The following is a 24,579-nucleotide window of genomic DNA, read 5'->3' as shown; positions in this document are numbered from 1 at the left end:
GCACGGCCGTCCATAACTGTCCACCCACGGCCATAGGAGGGCGCGATGAGCACCACCAAGACGGGCGCGCGGGCGCCTTCAAAGCGAGAGACGTGGGGGAGTCTTCGGAAGCTGCCATCCGGGCGCTGGCAGGCGCGGTACCCCGCGCCGGACGGCGAAACCTATACCGCACGAACTGAAGACGACAAGCCGCTGACGTTTGTCACCAAGACCGATGCCCGCACCTGGCTTGCCGCCATCCACACCAAGATCGCGCGCCAGGAGCCTCCGCCGAACGCGTCGCAACCTTCCTCGACGCCGACCCCGAGTCGCATTCGTCGCCTACCCAGGTTTGACCTCTCACCCGGATCATGAGCTCGCGCGCAAGCAGTTCGGTGGACGCGGATACGGGGACATGATCGCATTCGCAATCGAGGGTGACTCAGCCACTCAGAATAAAGTCGTCAACAACCTCCACGTGATCACCTCTGCGGTCTCACTCGGCCACGACGCAACCCTCGTCGTGCACACCGCCGCCGGCACCCGCGGCGGCGATAACGCGTACGCGCCCGCGTTCCAGAAATACGGGCACCTTCGACTTTCAGTTGGGCTCGAGGACACTGACGACCCCCTCGTCGACCTGGTAGGCGCGCTCGACAAGACCAGCAGATGAGACTGAGCGGGGCGTGGTAGCGATCACTGCGTGAATGCGACGTTATGAAGGGTAGACACCACCGTCACGGGGATGCCACCGTGGGCGTAGCTCATTCTTCCGCGGACCGTCGACGGGTGACGTCATCGATCACGAACTGGATGAAGTCTTCGTCGCGATGTGTGATGACCGCGTCCTCGACGGCATCCGCCGGCGCGTCGCCTGGCCAGGGCGACTGACGCGTCGCCCGATCTCGATCCAGGCGGGTGCCGGATGTCGCAACCCAGTCGTGCAGTCGCTCTCGGCCGTCGGCGAAGTCGCGATGCTAGCCGAGGGGAGCGGAGCCGCGTTGGTCGGGGTCGTAGGCGGATAGCCAGTGGAGGTGGAGGGCGGACAGTTCCCATACGAGCTCGGGATGCCGGTGCCAGAACGGCGGGATGACGGATGCTGGCAACCCATAGGTGTGGCGAAGCCAATTGACCCATCGATTGAGTTCAAGTCATTCGACTTCGGCTTCGTCGGCTGTCAGCAGGTCCCAGTTGATGGGATTCGGCGGCTCGATGTCTCGCGGATCATTGAATCCGGGGATGCCTGATGGAGCTGCTCGTGCAGGAAGCGGGCAGGGTCGATACTAGGTACGACGGTCATCGTCGAGGTTCCTTTCGAGATGGATTTAGCGGTTCTCTCGAAGGATCACGCGGTGGCCGTCACTACGTCCGCAGCGACACGGCCACCAGCCGATCCGTACACCACGCTATTGGACGCAACCGGACTTGAGGCGCGGCCGTGGGGGCACCATTGACGCCATCGGTTCTATGCATCGATAAGAGTCTGGGGCGCAGAGGCCCCGAGTCGATCGCATGAGCTGAATCGCGAACTATGCTCGTAACCACTCAGTACTCCAGCTGTCGAGTCTTTGCATGCACAGGGTTCGTGAGACGGACCCATCGTCGCTGCGCGTTTCAATGAGGAGGCGGTATGCGAATCGTCGCGTTTGCCAGTGGCGGGGATCGATCCTGGGGGATCGTTGATGAGGGAAAGGTGCTCGACCTCGGGTCGGCGACAGGGACGGCAACGCTCGGAGAAGTGCTGCGCTCGGGTCGCCTAGAGCGAGCACTCGAAGCATCGGATGACGCTCCGGAGCTTGAGCTCACCGACGTGCAACTCGACCCGCCCGTGGTGGATCCTCACAAGATCCTCTGCGTCGGCCTCAACTACGCGGACCACATCAAGGAGATGGGGCGCCCGTTCCCCGAACGGCCCGTGGTCTTCACCCGCTACCCGGACACCATGGTAGGCAGCGGGCAGCCGATGGTCGCGCCTCGCAACTCCAGCCGCTTCGACTATGAGGGCGAGTTCTCAATCGTCATCGGCAAGAGGGGCCGCCACATCGCTGCCCAAGACGCGCTTGATCACGTCTTGGGCTACACCCTGATGAATGACGGGTCGCTCCGCGACTACCAACGGCATACGCCGCAGTTCACGCCGGGAAAGAATTTTCCCCGTTCAGGTTCGCTCGGGCCGTGGATCGTTACCGCGGACGAGTTCGGTGTGGTCGGCAGCCAACGGATCGCGACGACGTTGAACGGCGTAACTGTCCAGGAATCCAGGCTTGATCAACTTGTCTTCGGTGTCGCTGACCTGATCGCCTACCTCACCGAATGGACCGAGCTGGAACCCGGTGATGTCATCGCAACAGGGACGCCGGGTGGTGTGGGTGATGGCCGTTCTCCAGCGCTCTACATGTCCCCGGGGGACGTGGTGAGCGTCGAAGTTGAGGGGATCGGTACCCTTACGAACTCGATCGTGAGCGAGACGTAGGTCTCGTGGGTGAGGTTGCCGGATTGCGTTAGTCTGGCGACAGAACCTTGTATCGGCCGGGGCTAGTCCCTGGCCTCTACGGTTCCGTCTGTGATTCCTGCGCGATCTCCAGTAGCCGGTTGCGGAGCCAGCGGTGACCGGGTTCGCGGTCGGTGCGTCGTGTCCACGCCATGATCTCAGTGATCGGCTGGAGGACCATCGGAAGCTCGAGAAGCCGGATGCCGGCGGAGTCAGCAACCCGCCTCCCGAGCCGTTCGTGGACGAGCGTCACCATCCGCGTCCCTGCAAGCAGGAACGGCGCCATGCCAAAGCCCGCGGTAATCTCCGTTCTCCTCGGAATTCCGAGGAAGTCGAGTTGCATCTCGGAAACGGACCGGAGGTGCCCTGACGACGTTGCTAGGTACGGCAACTCGCTGAATTGCTCCATCGTGATCTCGTCCCCGACTTCAGGGTGATCCTTGTCGACCGCGACGAGATACCGATCGCGGAAGAGTACCTGGTGAGGGAAGTAGCTGTGCTCAGGGAATGCCTCGCGGGGGATCACTAGCAGGTCTGCCCGATCGCGGCGCAGTAGCTCGGCGAAGTCCTCTCCCGTCGGGACGATGGTGAGCCGCACGCCCGGCGCCTCGTACGGGAGGCTCGCGATCAGCGGCTGCAGGAACGTCATCGAAAGGTAGTCGTTCGCGATGATCATGAACGTCCGTTCGGCTGTCGCCGGATCAAACCGGGGCCCACCCGAAAGGACGCTTTCCACTCCGATCAGAACATCCTTCACCGGGACAACGAGTGACTCTGCCAATGGTGAAGCGACGAGGTGGCGACCATCGCGAGTGAGGATCGGGTCGTTGAACAGCTTGCGCAGGCGACCGAGGGTCGACGACATCGCAGACTGTCCGATCGACAACCGTTCCGCCGCTTGAGTCACGCTCCGCTCGGCCATGAGCGCGTCGAACGCCACCAGCAGATTGAGGTCGACTCGGCGAAGGTCCATACGTCAGAGACTAATCGATCTCATCAATGTTGACTATCGCAAAGGATTGTTTGAATCGAGTGACCTGCCTTCTTAGGCTTACTGCGAAGCACGTCCTCGAGGAAACCTCGACCCGGTGCGACTCAACGAAGAGAGCACGGAGCCGCCAGCCGGCCCCGCTAAAGGAGACACGATGACCGCGATCCCCGGCACTGAGGTCAACAAGACCCACCCGAACAAATGGACGCCGGCGGAGCAGAAGTTCTGGGGCGGCCCGGACAACGCCAGCTTCCCCGTTCCCGAAGAGATCCTGCACGTCTCGGTGTACCACCAGGGCCCCGGCATCGATGACCTTGTGCGCTTCTACCAGACGGTCCTCAACCTGCGGTACGTGTTCAAGGCGACCTATGGCACGTGGGAGTTCATCGCACTCAGCCATGACGACGAGAACCACCGGATCGGCATCGTCAATGCATTCGAGGACCCGCGACCGCACGCCATGGACCTTGACGTACGCGAAGAAGTCGAGACCCCCGAGGGCGTAGAGCCTCGCTCGCTGCCCCAGCGTCCTTGTCGTCTCGAGCACATGGATTGGCGCTTCCGGACGATGGAAGATCTGCTCATCACTGCGCGTCGCGTCCACGACGAGCTGGGTATGTGGCCGATGTCCGCGCGTCTGTCCCGGTTTGACTTCACGATCGACTACCTCGACCCCGACCTCAACCGCGTGGAGATGCTCGCCCAGTTCTCCGCCACCAAGGGCACGGCCATGTTCAACATGTACCGGGCCCTGGACCGCATTGCTGCCGACGGCAGTTACGACGACGTCTACCTGCCGCTCGACATGGAGAAGCTGATCGGCCATTGGGAGGCCGGCGTCCCGATGAAGGACCTGCAGAGCCGCGAGTGGGCCGAGCAGATGAAGGCAGAAGGCAAGCTCTGAGCCGCCACTGAAGCACCTGCGCTAGCGCGTATTCCCTCAACGACGAGACCCGAAAGAAACGAACTGACAATGACTGTCACCGAACCCGACCGGTTCAACGGAATTTTCTCAACCCCGCTGAACGAACTCCTCGACAAGGTCGAGACGAGCATGGAGCAAGACCTCGTCCCGGCTGAGATCTTCAATAGCGACGAAGTCTTCCAGGCGGAGATGGAGCGGATCTTCACGCGCGTATGGGTGTTTGTCGCCCACGAGTCGGAGATCCCCAACGCCGGCGACTTCGTCCAGCGGCGCATCGGCCTGGACCCGGTGATCGTGACGCGGGACGGCAAGGGTGGTATCAATGTGCTGTCCAACTATTGCCGGCACCGCGGCACCCAGGTCTGCCAGACCGACGCCGGTAACAGCCGCTTCTTCACCTGCCCATACCACGGCTGGACCTATTCGAACGACGGCACGCTGATCGGTACCCCGCTCATGCAGCGCGCCTACGGCGAGCCGCTGGACCCGAAGCTCTGGAGCCTGAAGAAGGCTCCCAAGGTCGAGTCCCGCAACGGTTTCATCTTCGCCTCCCTGTCCGAGGATGTGCCCCCGCTGGAGGAGTGGCTGGGCGGCGGCGCGGGCTGGATGCTCGACATCATCACCCAACTGCACCCGGACGGGATGCGGGTGGCAGGGCCCCCGGACCGCTACATCGTCAACGGTGACTGGAAGACCGCCGGTGAGAACTTCGCCGGTGACGTTTACCACCTGCCCACGCTGCACAACAGCATCCAGGAGATCGATCTCATCCAGGGGCTCCAGGGGACGTGCGAGATCGCCGGCACCTATGAGTTCGACAATGGCCACACGTTCGTCGGGCACCACTGGACCGAGGCAATCGGCCCGTTCTTCACGTACTGGGGCTACGGTGCCGTCCCCGGATATGCCGAGAACTTCGACGTCAGTGGTTTCGATGAGACGGCGAAGTGGGTCGCGGAGAACCAGCCGCCGACGGTCGGCACGATCTTCCCGAACTTCTCGTTCATCCGGATCTTCTCGCCGCTGCCGGGCGGTCGCCCCGGAGTCTTCACGAGCTTCCGCCAGTGGCAGCCGGTTGCCCCGGGAAAGATCGAGCTCTGGAGCTGGCAGTTCGTCTGGAACTTCCAGGATGAGGAGTCCGCACAGTACGACGCCGTAGGTGGGCAGTTCTGCTTCGGTTCCGCCGGCGTGTACGAGCAGGACGACACCGTGGCATGGGAGGGGATCCCGCGTGCAGCGGCTAGCCCGTGGATGCGCAAAGAGGACATGAAGTTCCACTACAAGCAGGAGGGTGCGAACACCGGCGTTGACCAATCGCCCGATCCTGACTGGAAGGGTCCCGGAATCCACCGAAACACGGGTTATGGGGAGCACGCGCAGTTCAACTTCCTCCGGCAGTGGCTCAAGCACATGAAGACGGAAGCCCCCGCCTCCAACTGCCCCGCTGACAAGAAGAAGTCGACCTGTGAGGGAGAGCACTGATGTACGGCATCGAAGACACCTCGGCCGAGGCCGTAGACGCCAAGACCTACGCAACCGTTGCGAACTTCCTGAGCCTGGAAGCGCGCCTGCTGGATGAAGGTCGCGAAGAGGACTGGTTCCTCCTGCTCGATGCCGAGTACCGCTACACGATCCCGATGCGCCAGTCCACCGAGCCGCGATCGAAAGAGATCACTCGCACGATGTGGCGCGTCAACGACACGTTGGCCCACATCCGCAGCCGGATCGACCGCACGAACACCGGGCACGCCTACTCGGAGGTGCCGCCGTCGCGCACGCTGCGCGTGGTGGGCTCGATCGAGGTCGTCGCCACAGAAGACCCGACGATCGTCAAGGCGCACAGCGCACTGCTTCTGTACCGCCAGCGTGGTATTGACGTGCACTTCGACCTGATCCCTGCCCGTCGCAACGATCTGGTCCGGCTCACCGACGAGGGTCCGCGTCTGCTTTCGCGCGAGGCGATTCCGACCGAAACGACGCTGAAAACAGCGAACCTGGCGGTGTTCCTGTGACAAGCGTTGTGGTCGACCCCACAAAGTGTGTGGCGTACGGCATCTGCGTGGCGGTACACCCGGAGGTCTTCGAGATTCCGGCAGGCAGCCCTGTCGCCACGGTCATCCGCGACGTTCTTCAGCCGGACGACCTCGACGACGTCCGCGAAGCCATCCGGGCCTGTCCTGCACAGGCGTTGACCCTCGCGGAGGCCTGAGATGAGCGCGCGCGAAGCCATTATCATCGTGGGCGCGTCGGCTGCGGGTCTCGCCGCAGCCGACGGGCTCCGCGAAGGCGGCTACGAGGGGCCGATCACGGTGGTCGACACCGAGAACCGTCCCTCCTACGACCGTCCCATGCTCTCGAAGGGGCTCGTCGCCTCGAAGGACGGCGCCGAACCGACACTGCTGCGAACTGCGGAGCACTACGAGAAGCTTGGCATCGAGGTGCTCGCCGGTCACGGCGCGGTCGGTATCGACGTCGACCGGCACCTCCTGGTCACTGACTGGGGTGAGGCGCTGCCGTGGAGCCAAGTCATCATCGCGACCGGTGTCGAAGCACGCGTACTGACCACATCAGACGGTCAGCGTGTCCCGACTTTGCGTGACAGAGCCGACCTTGCCGTCGTGCGGCAGATTGTCGACAGCGGAAAGGGTGTGACACTGCTCGGCGGCGGCTTCATCGGAATGGAAGTCGCGTCCGCACTGCGCAGCCGCGACATCCCCGTGACGGTCGTCGACAGGTGCGACCTGCCGCTCAGCCGGGTCCTGGGGAACACGCTCGCGAAGTGGCTGCTCGACCTGCACATCGCTGACGGTGTGAAGTTCGAACTCGGAGTCCCCGCGACCCGAATCGACAAAGCGCCGCACGGCTTCGACATCCATCGCGATGGAGGCTCCACGCTCACCGCAGAGCAGCTCATCGGCAGCGCCGGTTCTCAGCCGCGCACCCAATGGCTGCTCGGCTCGGGAATCGAGCTGGACGAAGGCGTCGTCGTTGACGCCGCAGGCCGCACAAACATCCCTTCGGTCTGGGCAGCAGGAGACGTCGCCAGCACGTTCGACGCGCACTACGGACGGTACCGGCGCTTCGAGCACTGGACGCACGCCATCGAACACGGACGCCACGTCGGCCTCAACGCCGCCCGCGGCACGTCGGACGAATTCGCTGCCGTCCCGTACATCTGGACCGAACAAGTCGGCCGCACCCTCCATATCCTCGGCGAACCCCGCGCCGGAGACGAGGACCAGATCATCGAAGGTGATCTCGCCTCGGGCGAGTTCGTCATCGCACACGGGAGCGACGGCGAACTGCGCGGCGTGACGATCTGCGGGCGTGTCACGTCCCTGCGGACGTATAAGAAGCTGCTCCGCGCGGGGGCCTCCCTGCAGGACGCTCTCGCTGCGGCGAACTAACTACTACGAAGGAAAACCCACATGAACGACGACCTTCAGGTCGCCATCGTCACCGGTGCCGCTCGCGGGATCGGCCTCGCCATCGCGCAACGGCTCACCGCAGACGGATTCCGTGTCGTCCTTACCGACGTCGACGGTGAAGAGGTGGCGAAACAAGCCGAAGCCCTGCCCGGCGCTATCGGCCTGCAACATGACGTTCGGGATGCCGCGGCCGGCCGGGCAGTTGTCGAGCACGTCCTTGCGCAGTTCGGTCGCATCGACGTCCTGGTCAACAACGCTGGCACGAACATCCACGCGCACCCGACGGTCGAAGTCACCGAGGAGGACTTCAATCTCGTCATCGACGTCAACCTCAAGGGCACGTTCCTGACCACGCAAGCTGTGTTGCCAACCCTCCAGAAGGGTGGAGGACGCATCGTGAATATGTCCTCCATCCTCGGACTCAAGCCGGTCGCGAACGTCGCAACCTACTGCGCCTCGAAGTACGCGGTCACCGGGCTCACGCAGTCGTGGGCTGCTGAGCTCGCGCAGTACGACATCACCGCAAATTCGGTGCACCCCGGCATCGTGGCGACGGCGCTGCACGATCGAGTCGTCGAAGGCGTCAGCGCGCTGACGAAGATGAGCACGGATGACGCATGGGCCGAGTTCCAGCGTTCCATCCCGCTGCAGCGGTTCCAGACCGTTGAAGATGTCGCGGCTGTTGTCGCCTTCCTCGTCTCGCCCGCAGCGAAGGACATCACCGGATCGGAGTTCAAGATCGACGGCGGGATGGGGGTCGCCTGATGTACCGCTATTTCCCCTCGAACTATGTCTGGAGTCTGTCTGTCTCCATCGCGATGAACTGCGGCGGCCTGATCGGCGAGATCGACCAGATCAGTGCGTCGCTCGTGAACGAGTCGGAGAACGGGGACGACGAAGGCACCGAGAAGTTCTTCCGTGCCTGGGTTGATTTCGCCGACACGCTCGTGGCCAGGGCCGAGTCGGAGGTTGCGGTTGGGTACCCCTTGTCGGCTGGCCCGCTATACGCGCGTGCCTCGGTCTACTACCTCGTGGCCGAGCGGATGCAGCGGCGCGACTATGCACCGCGACAGGTGGCGTACCGCAACTCGGTCGAGGCACTGAAGCTCGCCATCGAACACAACGGAGAGCGTGCCGAATATGTGGAGGTGCCCTACGAGGGCACGTCGTACCCGGCGATCTTCACCTGGCCCGCGTGTCCGATACCGGAGGGCGGATGGCCGGTCATGGTCTTCTGCAACGGCCTGGACTCGATGAAGGAGATGCTCTATCGGCTCGGGCTGCCGGCGGAGTTGGCTCGGCGAGGCATCGCCACCCTCTGTGTCGACCAACCCGGGACTGGCGCGTCGCTGCGTGAACTCGGGCTTCCCGCCATCCATGACAGCGAGCGATGGGCCGGAGCGGCCGTGGACTACCTCGACGGTCGTCCGGACGTGAACGCGGACCGGATCGGCATGTCGGGTGTCTCGCTCGGGGGCTACTACGCGCCTCGCGCCGCGGCGTTTGAAAAGAGATTTGCGCTCTGTGCCGTCTGGGGTGCGAATTACAATTGGGGCGAACTGCAGCTGCGCCGTCTCGCACGCGAGGGCGAAAACCCGGTGCCGCACTACTGGGATCACGTCCAGTGGGTCTTCGGCAAACGGGGCCTGGACGAGTTCCTGGCGTTCGCGCCATCCATGAGTCTCGAGGGCGTCGTCGAGCAGATCACTGTGCCGTTCCTCGTGACCCACGGGGAAGAAGACCGGCAGATTCCTATGGACCTCGCCGTGCCGGAGTTCGAGAACGCCACGGCCAGCCCCGACCGCGAACTGAAGATCTTCACCGCGGCAGAGGGCGGATCAGCCCATGCAGGTGCGGACAACGAGTCCGTGCCGGCCAACTACATCGCCGATTGGGTAGCCGCCCGCCTCTAGCGCGCATGGCTTTCCCCACACACGTACACCTACGAATCGAAGAGGCATCGAATGGCTTCCCCTACCCTGCAATCCGGCTGGTCCATCGGGACCGATGTCGGCGGCACCTTCACCGACCTTTGGCTTCGCTCTCCTGACGGTGAGTCATGGGTCTGCAAGTCGCCCACCACCGCTGACGTCGTCACCGGTGTTGTGAACGCCGTGCATCTCGCCGCCGACACCGCTCAGGTTGACGTGCGGGATCTCTGCCGAGGCGTCACCCGCTTCGGCCACGGCACAACGGTGGGTCTGAACGCGCTCCTCACAGGCCGTGCTGCCCGCACCGCGTTGATCACCACAGCGGGTTTCGGCGATGTGCTGGAGATCGGCCGGTTGCGGCGCGGAACCGCCGGCCTGCAAGGACTTGACCTCGGGGACTACCACCAGCGTGGACAGGTTCCGCCGCTGGTGCCGCGAACGCAGGTCATCGAAGTTGCCGAACGTATCGACGCGGACGGCGTCGTGCGCACCCCACTCGACGAGGCCTCCCTCGCCGACGCAGTGAAGCGGTTGCGTGAACTCGACGTCGAAGCAGTGGCCGTGTGCTTCCTGTGGGCGACAGAGAACCCCGTCCATGAGAACGAGGCTGCAGCATTCATCCGGCGTGAAATGCCCGAATTGTTCTTGTCGCTCTCTCACGATGTTGCCCCGGCGGTCGGGGAATATGCACGTGCTTCCACGACGGTCGCCAACGCGGCGCTCGGCCCTATCCAGGGACGCTATCTCGGGCAGCTCGCCGATCAACTCGGCGACCTGGGCATGATTGCACCGATCATGATGACGACGAGTGCCGGTGGTGTCGTGCCTGCAACGACCGTGGTTGAGCGTCCCGTCACGAACCTTCTCTCGGGTCCCGCGTCGTGCGTCGTCGCCGGCCAGAAGCTCGGTGTGGAACTCGGGACGACGCACGTGCTCACGATGGACGTCGGTGGAACGAGCTTTGACGTCGGCGTCATCGTCGACGGTAGCGCGCTGATGAGCGACCAGGTCACCTTCGGCGGTGCCGATATGCGAGTGCCCAGCATCGACATCGCCTCGATCGGTGCCGGCGGTGGATCCATCGCCGCTGTCGAGGGCGGCGTCCTCTCGGTCGGGCCGCGCAGCGCAGGTGCCGAGCCCGGCCCGGTCTGCTACGGCAAGGGGGGAACCGAGCCCACGACGACCGATGCCGACCTCGTCCTCGGCGTTCTCGACCCGCACCAGTTCGGCAGCGGCGGCATTGTGCTCGACCGTGACGCAGCTGAGCGTGCGATCGAGGAAAAGGTCGGACTTCCGCTGGGTCTTCCGACCATCCACGCGGCGCGCGCCATTCGTGTCGTCTTCGACAACGCGATGGCCGACCTCCTCAGGGCCGTCACCATCGAGCGCGGGCACGATCCTCGGGAATTCACGCTTGTTGCTGGCGGTGGATCGGGTCCCTCCCACGCCTGGGCGCTATGCCGCGAAGCCGGTCTCGCCGGTTTCATCGTTCCGGGCACCGCCACTGCTCAGTCCGGATTCGGAGCGGGCACCTCGGACCTCAAGACGACTGCCGCGCGTACCAGTTACCGACGAGTCCTCCCGAGTGTCGGCGCGACAGCAGAGGATGCCGCGACCGTTGCGGCCGCCATCGCCGATACGGCGGCTCGCGCACTTGACACGCCGGACCCGGAACACGCGACCTTGACGCACACGGCATCGATCCGGTACTTCGGGCAAGCGCACCACCTCGACATCCCCGTCTTCGCGGATCCCGATGCCGATGCGATCGCGGACCTGCTGGAGCGGTTCGAAGTCGCGTACGAGCAGCTGTGGGGAAAGGGCGCCGGGTTCAAAGAAGCCGGCTTCGAGATCCTCTCCGTTCGTTCGGTCGCGGCGCTTCCGGCCGCCCTGCTCGGCGACGGGCGGTCCGAAGAGAAGTTTGTGCATGTCGGGTCTCGCCCAGTGGTCTTCGACGATCCCGACAAGCCGGACATGGCCAAGGTCTACACCGTCCGAAACCCTGCGCCAAGCCAGCAACTGCTGGGTCCCGCGCTCATCCAGCTTCCCGGCTGCGTCGTCGTCGTTCCCCCTGCAGGGGTTGCGACCACCGACGAGCTCGGCCTCATCCACGTGAAGGTGAACTGACATGACCATGATCGCCGAATCTCCGGGCGTCTCTCTGGAAGGCGCGAGCTCGGACCAGGTTCTTCGACAGGTGGTGAGGAGTCGCCTCATCGCCATCACCGATCAGATGCGCCTCGCCCTCCAGTCCGTGAGCGGAAGCCCGACGGTGACCGAAGCGAGCGACTTCTTCACGGGGATCTACCTGCCTGACGGATCGTTTGTCACGATGGGTCATCAGGTGACGTTCGAAGCCCCGCCTGTCGGGTCGCTCATCCGGCACCTGCTCCAGAACGGCACTCGCATCAAGGACGGCGACCGGATCATCGGCAACGATCCGTTCATCGGTGCGCTGCACCAGAACGACGTGCAGATGTGCGCGCCGCTGATCGTCGACGGGGAGCTCCTCGGCTGGGCGGGCGTTATGGCACACGAGACGGACATCGGTGGCATGGACTTCGCGTCGTGGTCACCGAAGGCAACCGAGGTGTACCAGGAAGGTCTGCGCATTCCTGCCGTCAAACTCGTTGACGGCGGGGAGCTACGAGAGGACGTGCTCGACATGATCCTCGCCGCATCTCGACTGCCGGCGCAGGTGGGACTGGACATCCGGGCGTTCATCGCCACATTGAACGTCGCCGCTGAGCGACTCACGGAGCTGTGCGGCCGATACGGCAAAGCAACGGTGCTCTCCGTGATGCACACGATGGTCGACGACGCCGAAGCCCAGATGCGGGTGCGGTTGCTCGAACTTCCGGATGGCGTCGTTCACGCCCGCGACTTCCTGGAGCATGACGGCAAGAAGGACATCCTCTTCGTCGTCGACTGCATCCTGACCAAGCGCGGCGATTCCTTGCACTTCGATTTCTCTGGGTCCTCCCCGCAGGCGAACGGATTCATTAACTCCACTCGTGCAGGTCTCGTCGGTGGCGTTGCCGGCGCCGTCATCCCGACACTGGGATTCGGGATCCCGTGGAACGAAGGCATCCTGCGTCCCGTCGAGATCTCTGCGCCGGACGGACTGGTCGTCACGGCCGTACCGCCGGCGCCCGTGGGCTCTGCAACCGTCGAAGCAGTGTGGACGGTGAGCAACGTGGTGTCTGCTGCGCTGAACCGCCTCCTCTTGGTGACGCCGCAGTACGCGCACCGTGCACAGGCCGTGAGCTCGGGAACGATGGCGACCTTCAACCTGTCAGGCCGTGACCGGCACGGACAGGTGTTTGGCCTGCACCTGATGGATCCGTTGGCTGGCGGTTTCGGAGCGTTCGTTTCCCACGATGGTCAGAATGCAGCCGGACCCATCAATGCCCCGTGCCCGTCGATCGCGGACGTCGAGGTGAACGAGCAGAAGAACCCGCTGTTCTACCACTACCGCAGACTCGCGGTCGACACCGGGGGTGCCGGACGCCGCCGTGGTGGCCTCGCTGCGGAGATCGGCATCACGGTCTCCGTCCCGAAGGCTGAGGCTCTCGTCATGACACATGGCGCTGAGGTGCCCAACTCCGCCGGTCTCGCCGGCGGATTCCCTGGCAGCCTCATTGCTCAGAAGTTCACCCCTGCCGGAGAGCCCATGCAACTGCTGGGGCCCAAACCCGGTTCGTTCCCCATGACCCCGGACGATCTGTTCGAGGTGACGTGGCAGGGTGGCGGGGGAATCGGTGATCCCCTGGATCGGACTCCCGAAGAAGTGCTTGGCGATGTCGTCTACGGGGTCGTGTCGATCGCCGCGGCTCGGGACACCTACGGTGTTGTTCTCGACCGCGACGGCAGCAGCGTGGATGCGGAGGCGACACAGGAGCTCCGCCGAGCACTTCGAGCCGCGCGACTGGGAGTGACGTCGGGTGAGCTGGCGGACCCCAAGTCCTTGGCCGACGTTCACGAACTCGCCGCACAGCCTGGCATCCTGCGACTGGGCGACAGGATCCTCGCTTCACGCGAGTCCGAGTCGGGGGAATGGGTTGTGCGCAGCGCAGACGGTGCAGTGCTCTCGACCGGCTCCACGCGTTGGCGGTCCGGCGCACGCCGATTCAACCTTGAGCTGCCGACGGCTGTGGGGAACACCCTCCACGAGGACCTCGAAGTCACCGGATGGGCATGTCCCGTGTCGGGTGCGCTCCTGGCCGTCGACATCCATCTTCGGGATGAGGCGCCCCTCGACGATCTTGATCTCAATCTCGACGCCTGGGAAGGCGGCAGCTTCAACCCGATCGGAGACCGCTCATGAGCCGCAAAGTCATTCTCACCGTCGCCCCCACAGGAGGTATGGCGACGAAGGAGGCCAGTCCGCACCTCCCCGTGACTCCTCAAGAGATCGCAGACGACGTCGCGCGCTGCTGGGAAGCCGGTGCAAGCGTCGTGGCTGTTCATGCGCGCCGAAGCGATGGGCTCGCGACCTGCGACCCGGAGGTCTACTCCGAGATCAACACGCTGATCCGTGAGCGCACGGACATTGTGATCAACAACTCCACGGGGGGCGGAATTCACGGGGACCTGCCCGTGAAGCTCAACGATGATCTCTGGGAGCTCGACTGGAACGAGCGGATCAAGGGGATAGAAGGCGTCGGGTGCGAGATGGCCACGCTCGATTCGCACACCATCACGGCCTCATACGAGGGACGCGAGCACCTCGTGACGACCACACCCAGCCGCTCGCGGTGGCTCGCGGAGCAGATGCTCGCAAGGGGGATCAAGCCTGAATGGGAGGTCTTCAACCTCGGTCACATCCTGTCCGACTTCGCAGAGCTCACCGCTGCGGGGCTGGACACCAAGCCCTACTACTGCAACATCGTTCTCGGTGGGCACAAGGGCTTCCAGGGTGCACTCCCGTACACCCCGAAGATCCTGCAACTTCTCGTAGAGCACCTGCCCGAGGGCACAGAGTGGGGTGTGTCGGGCATCGGCCCGACACAGCTTCCGGCGACGACGCACGGCCTCCTGCTCGGCGGGCACATGCGGGTCGGGCTGGAGGACAACCTCTATTACTCGCGTGGCCGCCTGGCGACCAACCTGGAACTCGTCGAGCGCGCGGCGCGGATCATCACCGAGCTCGGGTACGAAATCGCAACACCCACCGAGGCCCGGGAAATTCTTGGGCTCCGCCATCTGGATTCGGCCGCGGCATGAGCGCGTACGCGATGACGGGTACCACGGCCTGGTCTGATACGGATGCCTCCGGGAGATTCCACTACACCGCCGCGTATCGCTGGGCGGAGAACGCTGAGCACGCCCTCTACCGTTCGGTGATCTCGGACGTCGACATCGCACGGTTTCCCCGTCGCGCGACGTCGGCCACATACGAGAAGCCGCTCGTAGCGGGCGACGAGTACGTGATGCACCTCGACGTCGACCGTCTCGGAAATAGCTCCATCACCTACTCGTGGACGGTGACCGCGGCAGGAGACGTTTGTGTGCGAGGGACACACACCGTCGTGCACGTCGATGACGCGGGTCGTGCGGCACCGGTCCCCATCGCGCTGCGATTACGCCTCGAATCCACGATCAACGCCCCGACGGTTTGACAGCCACCACGCGAATGCGTGCGTCGCACGCCTTCCTGGAAAGGAATCATCATGACTGACGTTCCTCTTGATCACTCGATGTTCTCCCACCCGGGCGGACCGCATGACAACCTAGAGCTCCGCGATCTGTACGAGAGCTTCGATTCGCTGCACCTCAAGCCGCTGTGGACGCAGATCGACGACCTCATGCCGATGGCGCCGCAGCCCAAGGCCGTGCCGCATCTTTGGCGCTGGAGCGAGCTGCGCCCGCTCGCCGAGCGTGCGGGCGCGCTCGTGCCTGTGGGTCGAGGAGGGGAACGGCGTGCGATCGGCCTTGCCAACCCCGGCCTCAGTGGTCGGCCGTACATCACCCCCACCCTGTGGGCGGCGATTCAGCAGCTCGGTCCCCGGGAGACAGCTCCCGAACACCGGCACTCTCAGAACGCGTTCCGTTTCGTGACGTCCGGGGAGGGAGTGTGGACCGTCGTCAACGGCGACCCCGTCCGGATGAGCCGCGGCGACTTCCTCCTGACGCCGGGCTGGGCCTTCCACGGCCACCACAACGAAACCGACGAGTCGATGACGTGGATCGACGGTCTCGATATCCCGTTCGCGTACCAGATGGACACCGGCTTCTTCGAGTTCGGTTCGGATCGCGTCACGGACTACGCGACCCCGGACTACTCGCGGAGCGAACGGCTGTGGGCCCACCCTGGGCTGCGGCCGCTGTCAGGGTTGGAGAACACGGTCTCGAGCCCCATCGGCGCCTACCGCTGGAAGTACACGGACTCCGCGCTCACCGACCAGCTTTTTCTCGAAGACGAGGGACACCCGGCCACGATCGAGCCTGGCCACGCCGCCATCCGCTTCATCAACCCGACGACCGGTGGCGATGTCATGGCCACCATTCGTGCACAGTTCCACAGGCTTCGACCTGATGTGCAGACTACGACGCGTCGGGAAGTCGGATCGAGCGTGCTGCAGATCTTCGACGGCAGTGGCTTCATCGAGATCAACGGCACCGAATACGCGGTCGAACACGGCGACATTCTCGCTGTGCCGTCGTGGGCTGCGTACTCGATCAAAGCTGCAACGCAGATGGACGTGTTCCAGTTCTCGGACCACCCGATCTTCGAGGCGCTCGGGCTGGCCCGGGTGCACCTCGAGGGGAACGTCGACTGATCATGGGCGACGCACGCATCCCGACAGTTTCTGGGACGCACCTGAGCCACGATGCACTCGTCGCCGAGCAAGCGGAGGGCTCGAGCTACGAGCTGCGCTCGCTCGCCCCGGACCAGATCGAACTGCGCAATCGGCTTGGTGCCGGCGCACGGTACGACTCCGACCGGGCACCTCGCGAGGCGCTCACGCTCGCCCGACGCGGGACTGCCTACTTCCTGCGGAAGTTGCAGGAGCTGAGTGACGCAGAGCTGGATGACGAATCCGCGATCCCCGGTCGGAGCCGTCGCTACGTCGTCGCCGAAGTCGGATATCAGGCTCGTTGGATGGCCGAGGCCGTCGAAGCCGTGCGTGTGCAGTCAACAGCGCCGCAAATTTCTGAGGCCGGTCACCGTGCGCAGCTGGAGCGAGGCGAGAGCCTGCCGTCGCGCGCGCTGCGCTACCTCGCATGGCACGCCACCACGCACTTGAACGTTGAATGGCGCGACCTCGGCGACGATGACTGGGACCGCGAGATCGAGGTATCGGGTCGCACCATGAACTTTCGTGATTCGGTCTGGGGGCGCGCCGAACTCATCTGGCAGCGCGCTATCGACCTTCGTAATGGCGGCTTGTGGCGGGATGTCCCACCGGAGGTGCGTACCCGAATCGCACCGGAACTTCTACACGAGAGATAAGGGTTCGCATGGTCTTCATCGAGGCAGCCGGGGCTTCCGCCGCCGACCAGTACCGCTACCTGAACGGTTCGATCATCCCGCGGCCGATCGCATGGGTGACGACGGGAATTCCCCCGGAGGCAGTCAACCTCGCCCCGTTCAGTTCGTTCACTTGGGTCAGCCAATACCCGGCGATGCTCGGATTCTGCGTTCAGCAGCGGCGTGACGGAACGCCGAAGGATACGAAGCGGCTCATTGAGGCCCACGGTGAATACGTCATTCACATCGCACGGTTCAGCGAGGTGAATGCGCTGCACGCCAGCTCCGAACGGTTCGGACCTGACGAGAGCGAGGTAGAGCGAGTCGGCCTTGAGCTCGCGCCTTCCTCCATCGTGAAGGTGCCGCGGCTCGCAGCTGCGGCCATCGCCATGGAGATGCGCTTGCACTCGATCACGCGCTTCTCCGAGACCGGCGGTGACTTCATCGTCGGCAGCGTGCTGGGCTGGCACCTCCATGACGACATCCTTGTCGAGAACGGTCGAATCGACTCCACCCGGCTGCAGCCGCTTGCTCGCCTCGGAGGACCCCGCTACACCGGGATCAATGAGATCGTCGAGCTCCCGGTGCTGCCTCAATAGGTGAACTGAGTCATGACTCATCTGTGGCCGCTGGGATGAGGTCTGGGTGGAAGGCCAGCGGGCGAGTGCGTCGCGTTCGTGGACATCAACGCTGACCTTGTAGCCACCGCGACGGAGAAATTCGGTGGCGGCTAGTTCTGGATCCTGCTGGTCAATGGAGCGGGAGCTGTTCAGTCACCGGTCCACATAGTAGATGCGCATGGTCGACGCGATCGCTGTGGCGCAGCTGGCAGCTCGCCCGTAAGACATGCAAGGGTCACAGGTTAGATCTCTTGCCGCCAGGATGGCCCATAATTCCTGGCCGCGGGCGCGCGAGCGAGCTAGCCTTGGTCAACAGTCACCGATCCAAGGCGGGGCTTGGAAAGCCAGTTCCGAGGCGAGTGGCACGCAGAACGCACGAGTGAAGCGACGTGCCGCAGAATCCGCAAGATTCCGGGCCTAGTAGCTCATCGGGCAACTACTGGGACTTCTAGGCGTTTTTTGAGAAGCCCTGGCTGAAAAGCCCTGGTCAGAGGCCCGGATCCGCGAAATCTCGCGGGTTCGGGCCTCTTTCGTGCCCTCTGGGCCTCTGCGCTGCGTGATCACAGATTCGCAGGTTGACCGTGTCGCGAGGACAGGGTGTCCTATTGCTCCACAGTCAGTTTGCCGAGCGTGGATCACCTCAATACGGTCTAGTAAGTCGGAATTACCGACCAATAGGACTGTTATATTGAGTGTTGATTTGAGTTTCGTTTAGTCGAGAATGAGGAGACCATCATGACCATCGCCCCTCCGAAGGCCACCGGCAGTACCTGGCTCGGTCTCGTCGTCTTGGTTCTGCCGCTGCTGCTGATCACGATCGACGGCACCGTGCTAGTCCTGGGACTTCCTGCGATCTCCGCTGAGTTGAGTCCCACCGGGGTCCAGCAACTCTGGATGATCGATGTGTACTCGCTGGTCCTCGCAGGGCTGCTCGTCGCGATGAGCTCTGTGGGCGATCGCTTCGGGCGCCGACGCAACCTTCTCATCGGAGCCGTGGTCTTCTCGGTGGCCTCGGTGAGCGGGGCGCTGGCGACCGAGCCGTGGATGCTGATCGCGGCACGAGCACTCCTGGGCGTAGGCGGTGCGATCATGATGCCTTCGACGTTGTCGCTGGTGCGCAATATGTTCCTCGACCGCCAGCAGCGCCGATATGCGATGGCGATCTGGGCGGCCATGGCGTCGGTCGGAGCCGCCGTCGGGCCGCTCATCGGCGGGTGGGTGATTGAGACATTCAACTGGCAGGCGGCGTTCCTGATGAACATCCCCGTCATGATTCTTCTGCTTATTCTGGGTCCACTCCTCCTGCCTGAGAGTCGTAACCCGGATCTGCACAAGATCGACATCCTCAGCGTCGCTCTCTCGCTCATCGGCATGGTCGGTGTCGTCTACGCGATCAAGTCGCTCACGGGAGGTAAGGAGATACTCCTCGGGATCATCGCTGTGGTGATCGGCCTCACGGCTCTTGCGATCTTCGTGCGCAGGCAGCTCACGCTCTCGACGCCTCTCATCGACGTTCGTCTGTTCAAGGTGCGCTATTTCCGTGGCGCTGTGATCGCCGATCTGCTCGCCATCTTCGCGATGGTCGGTGCTCTGTTCGCGCTCGTCCAGTACCTGCAGCTCGTCTTGGGCCTGAACGCGCTGGAGGCATCGCTGTGGCTGATACCGCAGGCCGTTTTCGCAGCAGTGGCGGCGTTCGTCGCAACGGCGCTGGTCAAGAAGGTGCTCCCCGCCTACGTCATTGCCTCAGGGCTGTTGATCTCGTCGGTCGGGTTCGCCCTGACACTGTTCCTTTCGCCGTCGTCGCATCCGGCACTCATCGGGGCATCGCTTGCGCTGGTTTCGCTCGGAGCCGGAATGGCGCTCGCGCTGAGCAACGACATCATCATGAGTTCTGTGAAGCCCGAACGCGCAGGCCAAGCGGCCGCGATCTCGGAGACCGCCTATGAACTGGGAACGACTCTTGGCACCGCCGTGCTCGGTGGAGTACTCGTCGCCTGGTACTCACGGGTAGTGGCTGCCGGGACCGACGCGCTGGATGTGGGATCGAGTATCGCGGAGCGGGCGTCGTCGACCATGGCGGAGGCTCTCTTGGTGGCGGGGGAGATCGGCGGGAACACGGCCGCTGCGATTCTCGAGATCGCTCAAAGTGCGTTCACCGAGGCGATCATCGTCACAGGAGTCGCCGGTGCGTCGATCATGGTCCTCACCGCGATCTGGGCTCTGGTCACGCTTCGAGGCGCGGCCGCAGACGCAGACCTCGCGACGGAGCACGAATCCGAAGTCCATTGACGCCCCTGGGAAGGAATCGAACATGACCTCATCGCTTCTCGCTGCACTGGATGCGGCCATCGGCCCCGGAGTACCCGTGGTCTCCGTCGCTCCCCTCGAGTTGTCCGCGCCTGGCCGGACGGTTCCGCTGGAAGTGCGGGTCTCTGCTCCGGCGACCGGCGCCGACCTGCCCGTCGTAGTGTTCTCGCACGGCAACGGATGGAATCTCGACGGCTACGCGCCACTCACCGCGTTCTGGGCGTCGCGCGGATTCGTCGTCATCCAGCCCACTCATCTGGATTCCCGTCGGAACGGCTTCGGGTTCGAGCATCCCGTCTTCCCGACGATCTGGATCCAGCGGATCGCGGACCTCACACGGATTCTCGACCAACTCGACACGATCGAGAGCGCGGTTCCCGGGCTCGCCGGCCGCGTTGACGGCAGCCGTGTCGCGGCTGCCGGGCATTCCTGGGGCGGGCAGACGGCGCAGGCGCTCTTGGGTGCGCGCATCCTCGACCAGAGTGGCCAGGTCGGCGTGGACATGTCGGACAGCCGGGTCATGGCCGGCATCCTCTTCGCGACGACCGGTATCGGAGGAGACGACCTACACCCCTTCGCTCAGGCGAACTTCCCGTTCATGCGTCCCTCGTTCCGCGAGCTGGCCACGCCGACCCTCGTCGTTGCTGGCGATCAGGATCAGTCCAAGATGTCGAGTCGCGGACCCGACTGGTTCACCGACGCCTATACGTACAGTCCCGGCGCCACCGATCTCCTCACCCTTTACGGCGCCGAGCACGGCCTCGGCGGGATCGTCGGATACGACGTCGCCGAGACCACCGACGAGAGCCCAGAGCGTGTGGCCGTCGTCCAGCGAATGAGCACCGCCTACCTGCGCTCAGCACTGCAGGTCGACGAAGCCAGCTGGCACTGTGCTCGTGCGACGTTCAGCGACAGCGTGGATCGGATCGGCCATATCGACAGCAAGCGACGCGCGATGATGACCGGGGCGCACGCCGGGTCTCGCATTCACACACCTGACAGACGAGAGGTCGCCTGATGCTTTCTGTTGTAACGGACTATCTGACCGACGCGCTCGGTCACGTCGAACACGATCGATCGGGAGCCCTCGCGAGCTACATCCCGGAACTGGCTGCTGCCGACCCCGATTGTCTGGGCGCCGCCTTCGCCATGGTCGACGGCACCGTCTACGGGGCCGGCGACGTCGACACAGAATTCACCATCCAGTCGATCTCCAAGCCTTTCGTCTATGCACTGGCTCTCGCGGATCGAGGGTTTGATGAGGTCCTCGCCAAGGTGGGCGTGGAACCGTCGGGTGAAGCATTCAGCCAGATCTCGCTCGAGCCCGGCTCTGGTCGACCGCTGAACCCCATGATCAATGCGGGAGCGATCACGGCGCACTCGCTGGCCGGCGCGAACGACCTCGATGCGGCAGAGCGCACGAGGCGAGTCATCGCGGGTTTGTCGGCCTTCGCCGGTCGCCCGCTGACAGTCGATGAGTCGGTGTGCTCCTCAGAAATGGCGCATGCCCACCGCAACCTCGCCATCGCGCACATGCTGCGCAGCCACGACATCCTCGATGACGATCCCCGTGCCGTGGTGGACGGCTACATCCGCCAGTGCTCCGTGCTCGTCACAGCCCGTGACCTCGCGATCATGGCTGCAACCTTGGCCAACCACGGGCTGAACCCGCTGACGGGCGAGCACGTCGTCAGTGAGTCGGTGATTCGCCAGGTGCTCAGCGTCATGGCGACGTGCGGGATGTATGACGCCGCTGGCGACTGGGCGACCCAGGTGGGCATCCCCGCCAAGAGCGGTGTGGCCGGAGGACTCATCGGAGCGCTTCCCGGCCAGGTCGGTATCGCCACGTTCTCACCGCGCCTCGACGCGCATGGCAATAGCGTCCGCGGGGTGACCCTGTTCGAGCAGTTCTCCGGCGATATGGGCCTGCACGTCATGTCGGTTCCTCCCGCCGCGCGCGCGGTCGTCCGGTCGCATTACGTCGACGGCACCGGAGCGGACGCGATGCGTGTGGTCCAGATGCAGGGCGGCATCCGATTCGCCGGCGCGGAGAAGATCGTGCGCGAGGTGATTGACGCGTCGCCGACTGAGCCCGCTGTGGCCCTCGACCTCACTCTGGTGTTCTCCCTCGACGACGTCGCTGAGCGGATGCTGGCGGAGATCGCTCGCAGGCTCACAGCGGAAGGGCGCCGCGTGTTCGTCGTCGATCCCGAGACCGTGTTCTCTGCCACCCGGCTGGCGCAGGCGGGACCGGTCGACGTGGTCATGACTCTGCCGCGCTCGATCGCCGAGTGACGGTCGGGTCTGCAGCGCGCTGCCAAGAGTTTCAGCAACGGCGATCGCACCGCTTTGAGGGGTGGCCGTATCGCCCGTGAGTGAGACGACCGGAGTCGAAACCAGGATGTCGATGTCTCACGCGTCGCGGCGCTTCACCAGCACGATCGCGGTGGTCAGCAGCACCATCACCCACGCTACGAGCCCCAGTGCTCCCTGCCAGGGTTCGAGTATCCACAACCCCTCGGGGTGCGGCAACGGCAAACCGGGTGAGGCGAAGTCGGCATATCCCGGATGCGTGTTGAGCGCGCGGCCGAGGTTGAAAGGCAGAAGCAGCGAGAGGTTCTGCAACCAGATCAAGGGTTGTGAAGCACCGGAAACCAAGCCCAGTCCGATCGGTATGACAAGAACAACACCGAGGGCCATCGTGATGCCACCGACGACGTTACGGGCAATGGCCCCGATTCCGAATGCGATGAGCGCAATCGAAACGAGGTAACCGACGCTGCCGATCATCCCTCGCCAGTAGTCAGGGTCGTTCAGGCGGATATCAATTCCGTTACCGGCAAGTATGCTAACGGAGATCGGGATCGCGATCGCCACCGCAAGCGCGCTGACCACAAAGGTGACGAGGGCCAGCACCAGGAACTTGGCCAGCAGTGCGGGGACTCGCCGTGGGACAGCGGTGAAGGTTGATCGGATCATTCCGGTGCTGTATTCACCGGCGATCACGAGTACGCCCAGTACGCTCACGACGAGCACATTGAGGTCGGTGCTGATTATTACCGCGTTCACGCCTGCGGCCTGCATCCCCGGCTGGGTGAGCCCTCCCTCGAGCCAGGTGAAGTTGGTCGAGGCGGACATCTGGGTCGTGATCCCGACGGTGAGCACGACCAAGACGGCATAAGTCCACCAGGTCGATGGGATGCTCAGAAGTTTCGCCCATTCGGAGCGAACGATCCCGCCGAAACTGAGGTCGTGTCGCGAGGCCGTGAAGGCGGGGATTAGCGTCGTGCTCATCGTGTCTTCTCCGAACGGGTCTGGGAGGCCGAGTACTCGACCTCATCGCGGGTGAGTTGCATGTAGGCCTCTTCGAGCGACGTCGTGACCGGGGCGAGTTCATGCACGGCGATTTCCGCACCCACAGCGATCTCGGCGATGCGTGGCGCGGCGATGCCGCGAACCGAGAGCACATCGGTCTCCGCGTGTGTGACCGCCGCGCCGTTCTCGACGAGCAGCGCATCCAGACGACCGGAATCGTCCGAGCGGACCGCCACCACGTGCCCGGAGGCGTTCCCGAGAAGCTCGCTCATCGGTGCGTCAGCGAGAACCCGGCCACGACCGAGAACTATTAGATGGTCGGCGGTCTGCGCCATTTCGCTCATCAAGTGCGATGAGAGGAACACCGTGCGTCCTTCCGCGGCCAACCCCTGGGCCAACTGGCGGAACCATGCCACGCCCTCGGGATCTAGGCCGTTCACCGGTTCGTCGAGGATCAGAGTCGCCGGGTCGCCGAGCAGGGCCGCAGCGAGCCCGAGGCGCTGACCCATGCCGAGGGAGAAGCTTCGAACGCGCTTATCCGCGACCGATCCGAGACCGGTGAGCTCGATGACCTCGTCGACACGTGCTGCACTGATCCGGTGCGTCAACGCCAGCGCGCGTAGATGATTCCGCGCGGACCGCGAGGGGTGCACAGCCCTCGCCTCCAGGAGCACCCCCACCTCGTGCAACGGAGAACGATGCGTGGCGTAGGGCTGCCCGTTGACCGTCACTGTTCCGGATGTCGGACGGTCCAGGCCGACGATCATTCGCATGGTCGTCGACTTTCCCGCGCCATTCGGGCCAAGGAATCCCGTCACACGCCCTCCGGTGACCGAGAAGTCGATGCCGTCGACAGCGGTCTTCACTCCATAACGTTTGGTCAAGGAACGAGCGTGAATCACAAGGATCTCCTTTTGGCTGCGGCGGTGAGCTTCCGTCGCCGCGGAAGATGGACGATGCCATCACACACGCTGTTGTCGGGACACAGTCAAATCTGAGCCTCCGCCGCGCCGATCACATCGTGCGAGCCGTCGAGGCGGCCATTCTCGTCCTAGGCGACCTGCCCTGCGACGAACACCTGCCGCTTCCGATAGCGACGGCGACGTGATGATAGATCG

23 protein-coding genes and 1 pseudogene are annotated in these 24,579 nt (G+C 64.1%); 20 read left to right on the top strand and 4 right to left on the bottom strand.

Translation table 11 applies throughout. The features are described from left to right. Positions 1-45 precede the first annotated feature (45 nt). Positions 46-354 carry a hypothetical protein gene (locus ACTU6U_RS10420; RefSeq protein WP_443469049.1) on the top strand — a complete coding sequence of 103 codons (309 nt, stop codon included), beginning with the start codon at positions 46-48 and terminating at the stop codon, positions 352-354. Further along, the gene (locus ACTU6U_RS10415; protein WP_443469048.1) at positions 332-652 is read left to right on the top strand and encodes a PLP-dependent transferase; all 321 of its coding nucleotides are present in this window, start codon (positions 332-334) and stop codon (positions 650-652) included. The genes ACTU6U_RS10420 and ACTU6U_RS10415 overlap by 23 nt, the downstream gene beginning before the upstream one ends. A 91-nt stretch (positions 653-743) precedes the next feature. Here ACTU6U_RS10415 and ACTU6U_RS10410 read toward each other — a convergent pair. Further along, positions 744-1,220 (bottom strand): annotated as a pseudogene (locus ACTU6U_RS10410) (hypothetical protein). A 389-nt stretch (positions 1,221-1,609) separates the two neighbouring features. On the opposite strand from ACTU6U_RS10410, the gene ACTU6U_RS10405 reads away from it, so the two are divergent. Beyond that, positions 1,610-2,452: a fumarylacetoacetate hydrolase family protein gene (locus ACTU6U_RS10405; RefSeq protein ID WP_443469047.1), complete on the top strand. Its 843-nt coding sequence runs from the start codon at positions 1,610-1,612 to the stop codon at positions 2,450-2,452. A gap of 76 nt (positions 2,453-2,528) precedes the next feature. Here the strand turns inward: ACTU6U_RS10405 and ACTU6U_RS10400 are convergent, their stop codons facing one another. Then, entirely contained in the window at positions 2,529-3,443 is a 915-nt protein-coding gene (locus tag ACTU6U_RS10400) for a LysR family transcriptional regulator (protein ID WP_443469046.1), read from the bottom strand. Between the two features lie 172 nt (positions 3,444-3,615). Here ACTU6U_RS10400 and ACTU6U_RS10395 point away from each other — a divergent pair, with 172 nt between their 5' ends. The 17 genes from ACTU6U_RS10395 (at position 3,616) to ACTU6U_RS10315 (ending at position 22,441) form a co-directional block, all read left to right on the top strand. Continuing rightward, the gene (locus tag ACTU6U_RS10395; protein ID WP_443469045.1) at positions 3,616-4,365 is read left to right on the top strand and encodes a VOC family protein; all 750 of its coding nucleotides are present in this window, start codon (positions 3,616-3,618) and stop codon (positions 4,363-4,365) included. Positions 4,366-4,434: 69 nt separating this feature from the next. Further along, positions 4,435-5,868: an aromatic ring-hydroxylating oxygenase subunit alpha gene (locus ACTU6U_RS10390; RefSeq protein ID WP_443469044.1), complete on the top strand. Its 1,434-nt coding sequence runs from the start codon at positions 4,435-4,437 to the stop codon at positions 5,866-5,868. After that, positions 5,868-6,398, top strand: coding sequence for an aromatic-ring-hydroxylating dioxygenase subunit beta (locus ACTU6U_RS10385; RefSeq protein ID WP_443469043.1), 531 nt, complete (start codon positions 5,868-5,870; stop codon positions 6,396-6,398). The genes ACTU6U_RS10390 and ACTU6U_RS10385 overlap by 1 nt, the downstream gene beginning before the upstream one ends. Next, positions 6,395-6,595, top strand: coding sequence for a ferredoxin (locus ACTU6U_RS10380; protein ID WP_443469042.1), 201 nt, complete (start codon positions 6,395-6,397; stop codon positions 6,593-6,595). The genes ACTU6U_RS10385 and ACTU6U_RS10380 overlap by 4 nt, the downstream gene beginning before the upstream one ends. 1 nt (position 6,596) lies before the next feature. Then, positions 6,597-7,793 carry an NAD(P)/FAD-dependent oxidoreductase gene (locus ACTU6U_RS10375; protein ID WP_443469041.1) on the top strand — a complete coding sequence of 399 codons (1,197 nt, stop codon included), beginning with the start codon at positions 6,597-6,599 and terminating at the stop codon, positions 7,791-7,793. A 21-nt stretch (positions 7,794-7,814) separates the two neighbouring features. Further along, positions 7,815-8,579, top strand: a complete 765-nt coding sequence (locus ACTU6U_RS10370; protein WP_443469040.1) for an SDR family NAD(P)-dependent oxidoreductase — start codon at positions 7,815-7,817, stop codon at positions 8,577-8,579. Then, positions 8,579-9,727 carry an alpha/beta hydrolase family protein gene (locus tag ACTU6U_RS10365; RefSeq protein ID WP_443469039.1) on the top strand — a complete coding sequence of 383 codons (1,149 nt, stop codon included), beginning with the start codon at positions 8,579-8,581 and terminating at the stop codon, positions 9,725-9,727. The genes ACTU6U_RS10370 and ACTU6U_RS10365 overlap by 1 nt, the downstream gene beginning before the upstream one ends. A gap of 51 nt (positions 9,728-9,778) precedes the next feature. Further along, positions 9,779-11,872, top strand: coding sequence for a hydantoinase/oxoprolinase family protein (locus tag ACTU6U_RS10360; RefSeq protein ID WP_443469038.1), 2,094 nt, complete (start codon positions 9,779-9,781; stop codon positions 11,870-11,872). A 1-nt stretch (position 11,873) separates the two neighbouring features. Then, the gene (locus ACTU6U_RS10355; protein ID WP_443469037.1) at positions 11,874-14,072 is read left to right on the top strand and encodes a hydantoinase B/oxoprolinase family protein; all 2,199 of its coding nucleotides are present in this window, start codon (positions 11,874-11,876) and stop codon (positions 14,070-14,072) included. Then, complete coding sequence (locus ACTU6U_RS10350) at positions 14,069-14,971, top strand: beta-keto acid cleavage family enzyme (protein ID WP_443469036.1); 903 nt, start codon at positions 14,069-14,071, stop codon at positions 14,969-14,971. The genes ACTU6U_RS10355 and ACTU6U_RS10350 overlap by 4 nt, the downstream gene beginning before the upstream one ends. Continuing rightward, positions 14,968-15,366, top strand: a complete 399-nt coding sequence (locus ACTU6U_RS10345) for an acyl-CoA thioesterase (RefSeq protein ID WP_443469035.1) — start codon at positions 14,968-14,970, stop codon at positions 15,364-15,366. The genes ACTU6U_RS10350 and ACTU6U_RS10345 overlap by 4 nt, the downstream gene beginning before the upstream one ends. A 51-nt stretch (positions 15,367-15,417) precedes the next feature. Continuing rightward, the gene (locus tag ACTU6U_RS10340) at positions 15,418-16,527 is read left to right on the top strand and encodes a cupin domain-containing protein (protein WP_443469034.1); all 1,110 of its coding nucleotides are present in this window, start codon (positions 15,418-15,420) and stop codon (positions 16,525-16,527) included. A gap of 2 nt (positions 16,528-16,529) precedes the next feature. Continuing rightward, positions 16,530-17,201: a maleylpyruvate isomerase N-terminal domain-containing protein gene (locus ACTU6U_RS10335; RefSeq protein WP_443469033.1), complete on the top strand. Its 672-nt coding sequence runs from the start codon at positions 16,530-16,532 to the stop codon at positions 17,199-17,201. 8 nt (positions 17,202-17,209) lie between these two features. Next, positions 17,210-17,818: a flavin reductase family protein gene (locus tag ACTU6U_RS10330; protein ID WP_443469032.1), complete on the top strand. Its 609-nt coding sequence runs from the start codon at positions 17,210-17,212 to the stop codon at positions 17,816-17,818. Positions 17,819-18,574: 756 nt separating this feature from the next. Beyond that, complete coding sequence (locus ACTU6U_RS10325; RefSeq protein WP_443469031.1) at positions 18,575-20,128, top strand: MFS transporter; 1,554 nt, start codon at positions 18,575-18,577, stop codon at positions 20,126-20,128. Between the two features lie 22 nt (positions 20,129-20,150). Next, positions 20,151-21,164, top strand: coding sequence for an alpha/beta hydrolase family protein (locus ACTU6U_RS10320; protein WP_443469030.1), 1,014 nt, complete (start codon positions 20,151-20,153; stop codon positions 21,162-21,164). Then, positions 21,164-22,441, top strand: coding sequence for a glutaminase (locus tag ACTU6U_RS10315; RefSeq protein WP_443469029.1), 1,278 nt, complete (start codon positions 21,164-21,166; stop codon positions 22,439-22,441). Before ACTU6U_RS10320 ends, ACTU6U_RS10315 begins: the two co-directional genes overlap by 1 nt. Before the next feature lie 117 nt (positions 22,442-22,558). Here ACTU6U_RS10315 and ACTU6U_RS10310 read toward each other — a convergent pair whose 3' ends face one another. After that, positions 22,559-23,440, bottom strand: coding sequence for an ABC-2 transporter permease (locus ACTU6U_RS10310; RefSeq protein ID WP_443469028.1), 882 nt, complete (start codon positions 23,438-23,440; stop codon positions 22,559-22,561). Further along, positions 23,437-24,363: an ABC transporter ATP-binding protein gene (locus tag ACTU6U_RS10305; protein ID WP_443469027.1), complete on the bottom strand. Its 927-nt coding sequence runs from the start codon at positions 24,361-24,363 to the stop codon at positions 23,437-23,439. Before ACTU6U_RS10305 ends, ACTU6U_RS10310 begins: the two co-directional genes overlap by 4 nt. Positions 24,364-24,579 lie beyond the last annotated feature (216 nt).

The organism is Microbacterium zouquanmingi (assembly GCF_052266695.1).
Taxonomy (GTDB): Bacteria; Actinomycetota; Actinomycetes; order Actinomycetales; family Microbacteriaceae; genus Microbacterium.
This window is presented reverse-complemented; position numbering and strand designations above follow the sequence as displayed.

What these genes read in the sequence shown, in the direction of transcription:
- ACTU6U_RS10420 (WP_443469049.1), top strand. Translation starts at nt 46, where the DNA reads ATGAGCACCACCAAGACGGGCGCGCGGGCGCCTTCAAAGCGAGAGACG.
- ACTU6U_RS10405 (WP_443469047.1), top strand. Translation starts at nt 1,610, where the DNA reads ATGCGAATCGTCGCGTTTGCCAGTGGCGGGGATCGATCCTGGGGGATC.
- ACTU6U_RS10400 (WP_443469046.1), bottom strand. Translation starts at nt 3,443, where the DNA reads ATGGACCTTCGCCGAGTCGACCTCAATCTGCTGGTGGCGTTCGACGCG.
- ACTU6U_RS10395 (WP_443469045.1), top strand. Translation starts at nt 3,616, where the DNA reads ATGACCGCGATCCCCGGCACTGAGGTCAACAAGACCCACCCGAACAAA.
- ACTU6U_RS10390 (WP_443469044.1), top strand. Translation starts at nt 4,435, where the DNA reads ATGACTGTCACCGAACCCGACCGGTTCAACGGAATTTTCTCAACCCCG.
- ACTU6U_RS10385 (WP_443469043.1), top strand. Translation starts at nt 5,868, where the DNA reads ATGTACGGCATCGAAGACACCTCGGCCGAGGCCGTAGACGCCAAGACC.
- ACTU6U_RS10375 (WP_443469041.1), top strand. Translation starts at nt 6,597, where the DNA reads ATGAGCGCGCGCGAAGCCATTATCATCGTGGGCGCGTCGGCTGCGGGT.
- ACTU6U_RS10370 (WP_443469040.1), top strand. Translation starts at nt 7,815, where the DNA reads ATGAACGACGACCTTCAGGTCGCCATCGTCACCGGTGCCGCTCGCGGG.
- ACTU6U_RS10365 (WP_443469039.1), top strand. Translation starts at nt 8,579, where the DNA reads ATGTACCGCTATTTCCCCTCGAACTATGTCTGGAGTCTGTCTGTCTCC.
- ACTU6U_RS10360 (WP_443469038.1), top strand. Translation starts at nt 9,779, where the DNA reads ATGGCTTCCCCTACCCTGCAATCCGGCTGGTCCATCGGGACCGATGTC.
- ACTU6U_RS10355 (WP_443469037.1), top strand. Translation starts at nt 11,874, where the DNA reads ATGACCATGATCGCCGAATCTCCGGGCGTCTCTCTGGAAGGCGCGAGC.
- ACTU6U_RS10350 (WP_443469036.1), top strand. Translation starts at nt 14,069, where the DNA reads ATGAGCCGCAAAGTCATTCTCACCGTCGCCCCCACAGGAGGTATGGCG.
- ACTU6U_RS10345 (WP_443469035.1), top strand. Translation starts at nt 14,968, where the DNA reads ATGAGCGCGTACGCGATGACGGGTACCACGGCCTGGTCTGATACGGAT.
- ACTU6U_RS10340 (WP_443469034.1), top strand. Translation starts at nt 15,418, where the DNA reads ATGACTGACGTTCCTCTTGATCACTCGATGTTCTCCCACCCGGGCGGA.
- ACTU6U_RS10335 (WP_443469033.1), top strand. Translation starts at nt 16,530, where the DNA reads ATGGGCGACGCACGCATCCCGACAGTTTCTGGGACGCACCTGAGCCAC.
- ACTU6U_RS10330 (WP_443469032.1), top strand. Translation starts at nt 17,210, where the DNA reads ATGGTCTTCATCGAGGCAGCCGGGGCTTCCGCCGCCGACCAGTACCGC.
- ACTU6U_RS10325 (WP_443469031.1), top strand. Translation starts at nt 18,575, where the DNA reads ATGACCATCGCCCCTCCGAAGGCCACCGGCAGTACCTGGCTCGGTCTC.
- ACTU6U_RS10320 (WP_443469030.1), top strand. Translation starts at nt 20,151, where the DNA reads ATGACCTCATCGCTTCTCGCTGCACTGGATGCGGCCATCGGCCCCGGA.
- ACTU6U_RS10315 (WP_443469029.1), top strand. Translation starts at nt 21,164, where the DNA reads ATGCTTTCTGTTGTAACGGACTATCTGACCGACGCGCTCGGTCACGTC.
- ACTU6U_RS10310 (WP_443469028.1), bottom strand. Translation starts at nt 23,440, where the DNA reads ATGAGCACGACGCTAATCCCCGCCTTCACGGCCTCGCGACACGACCTC.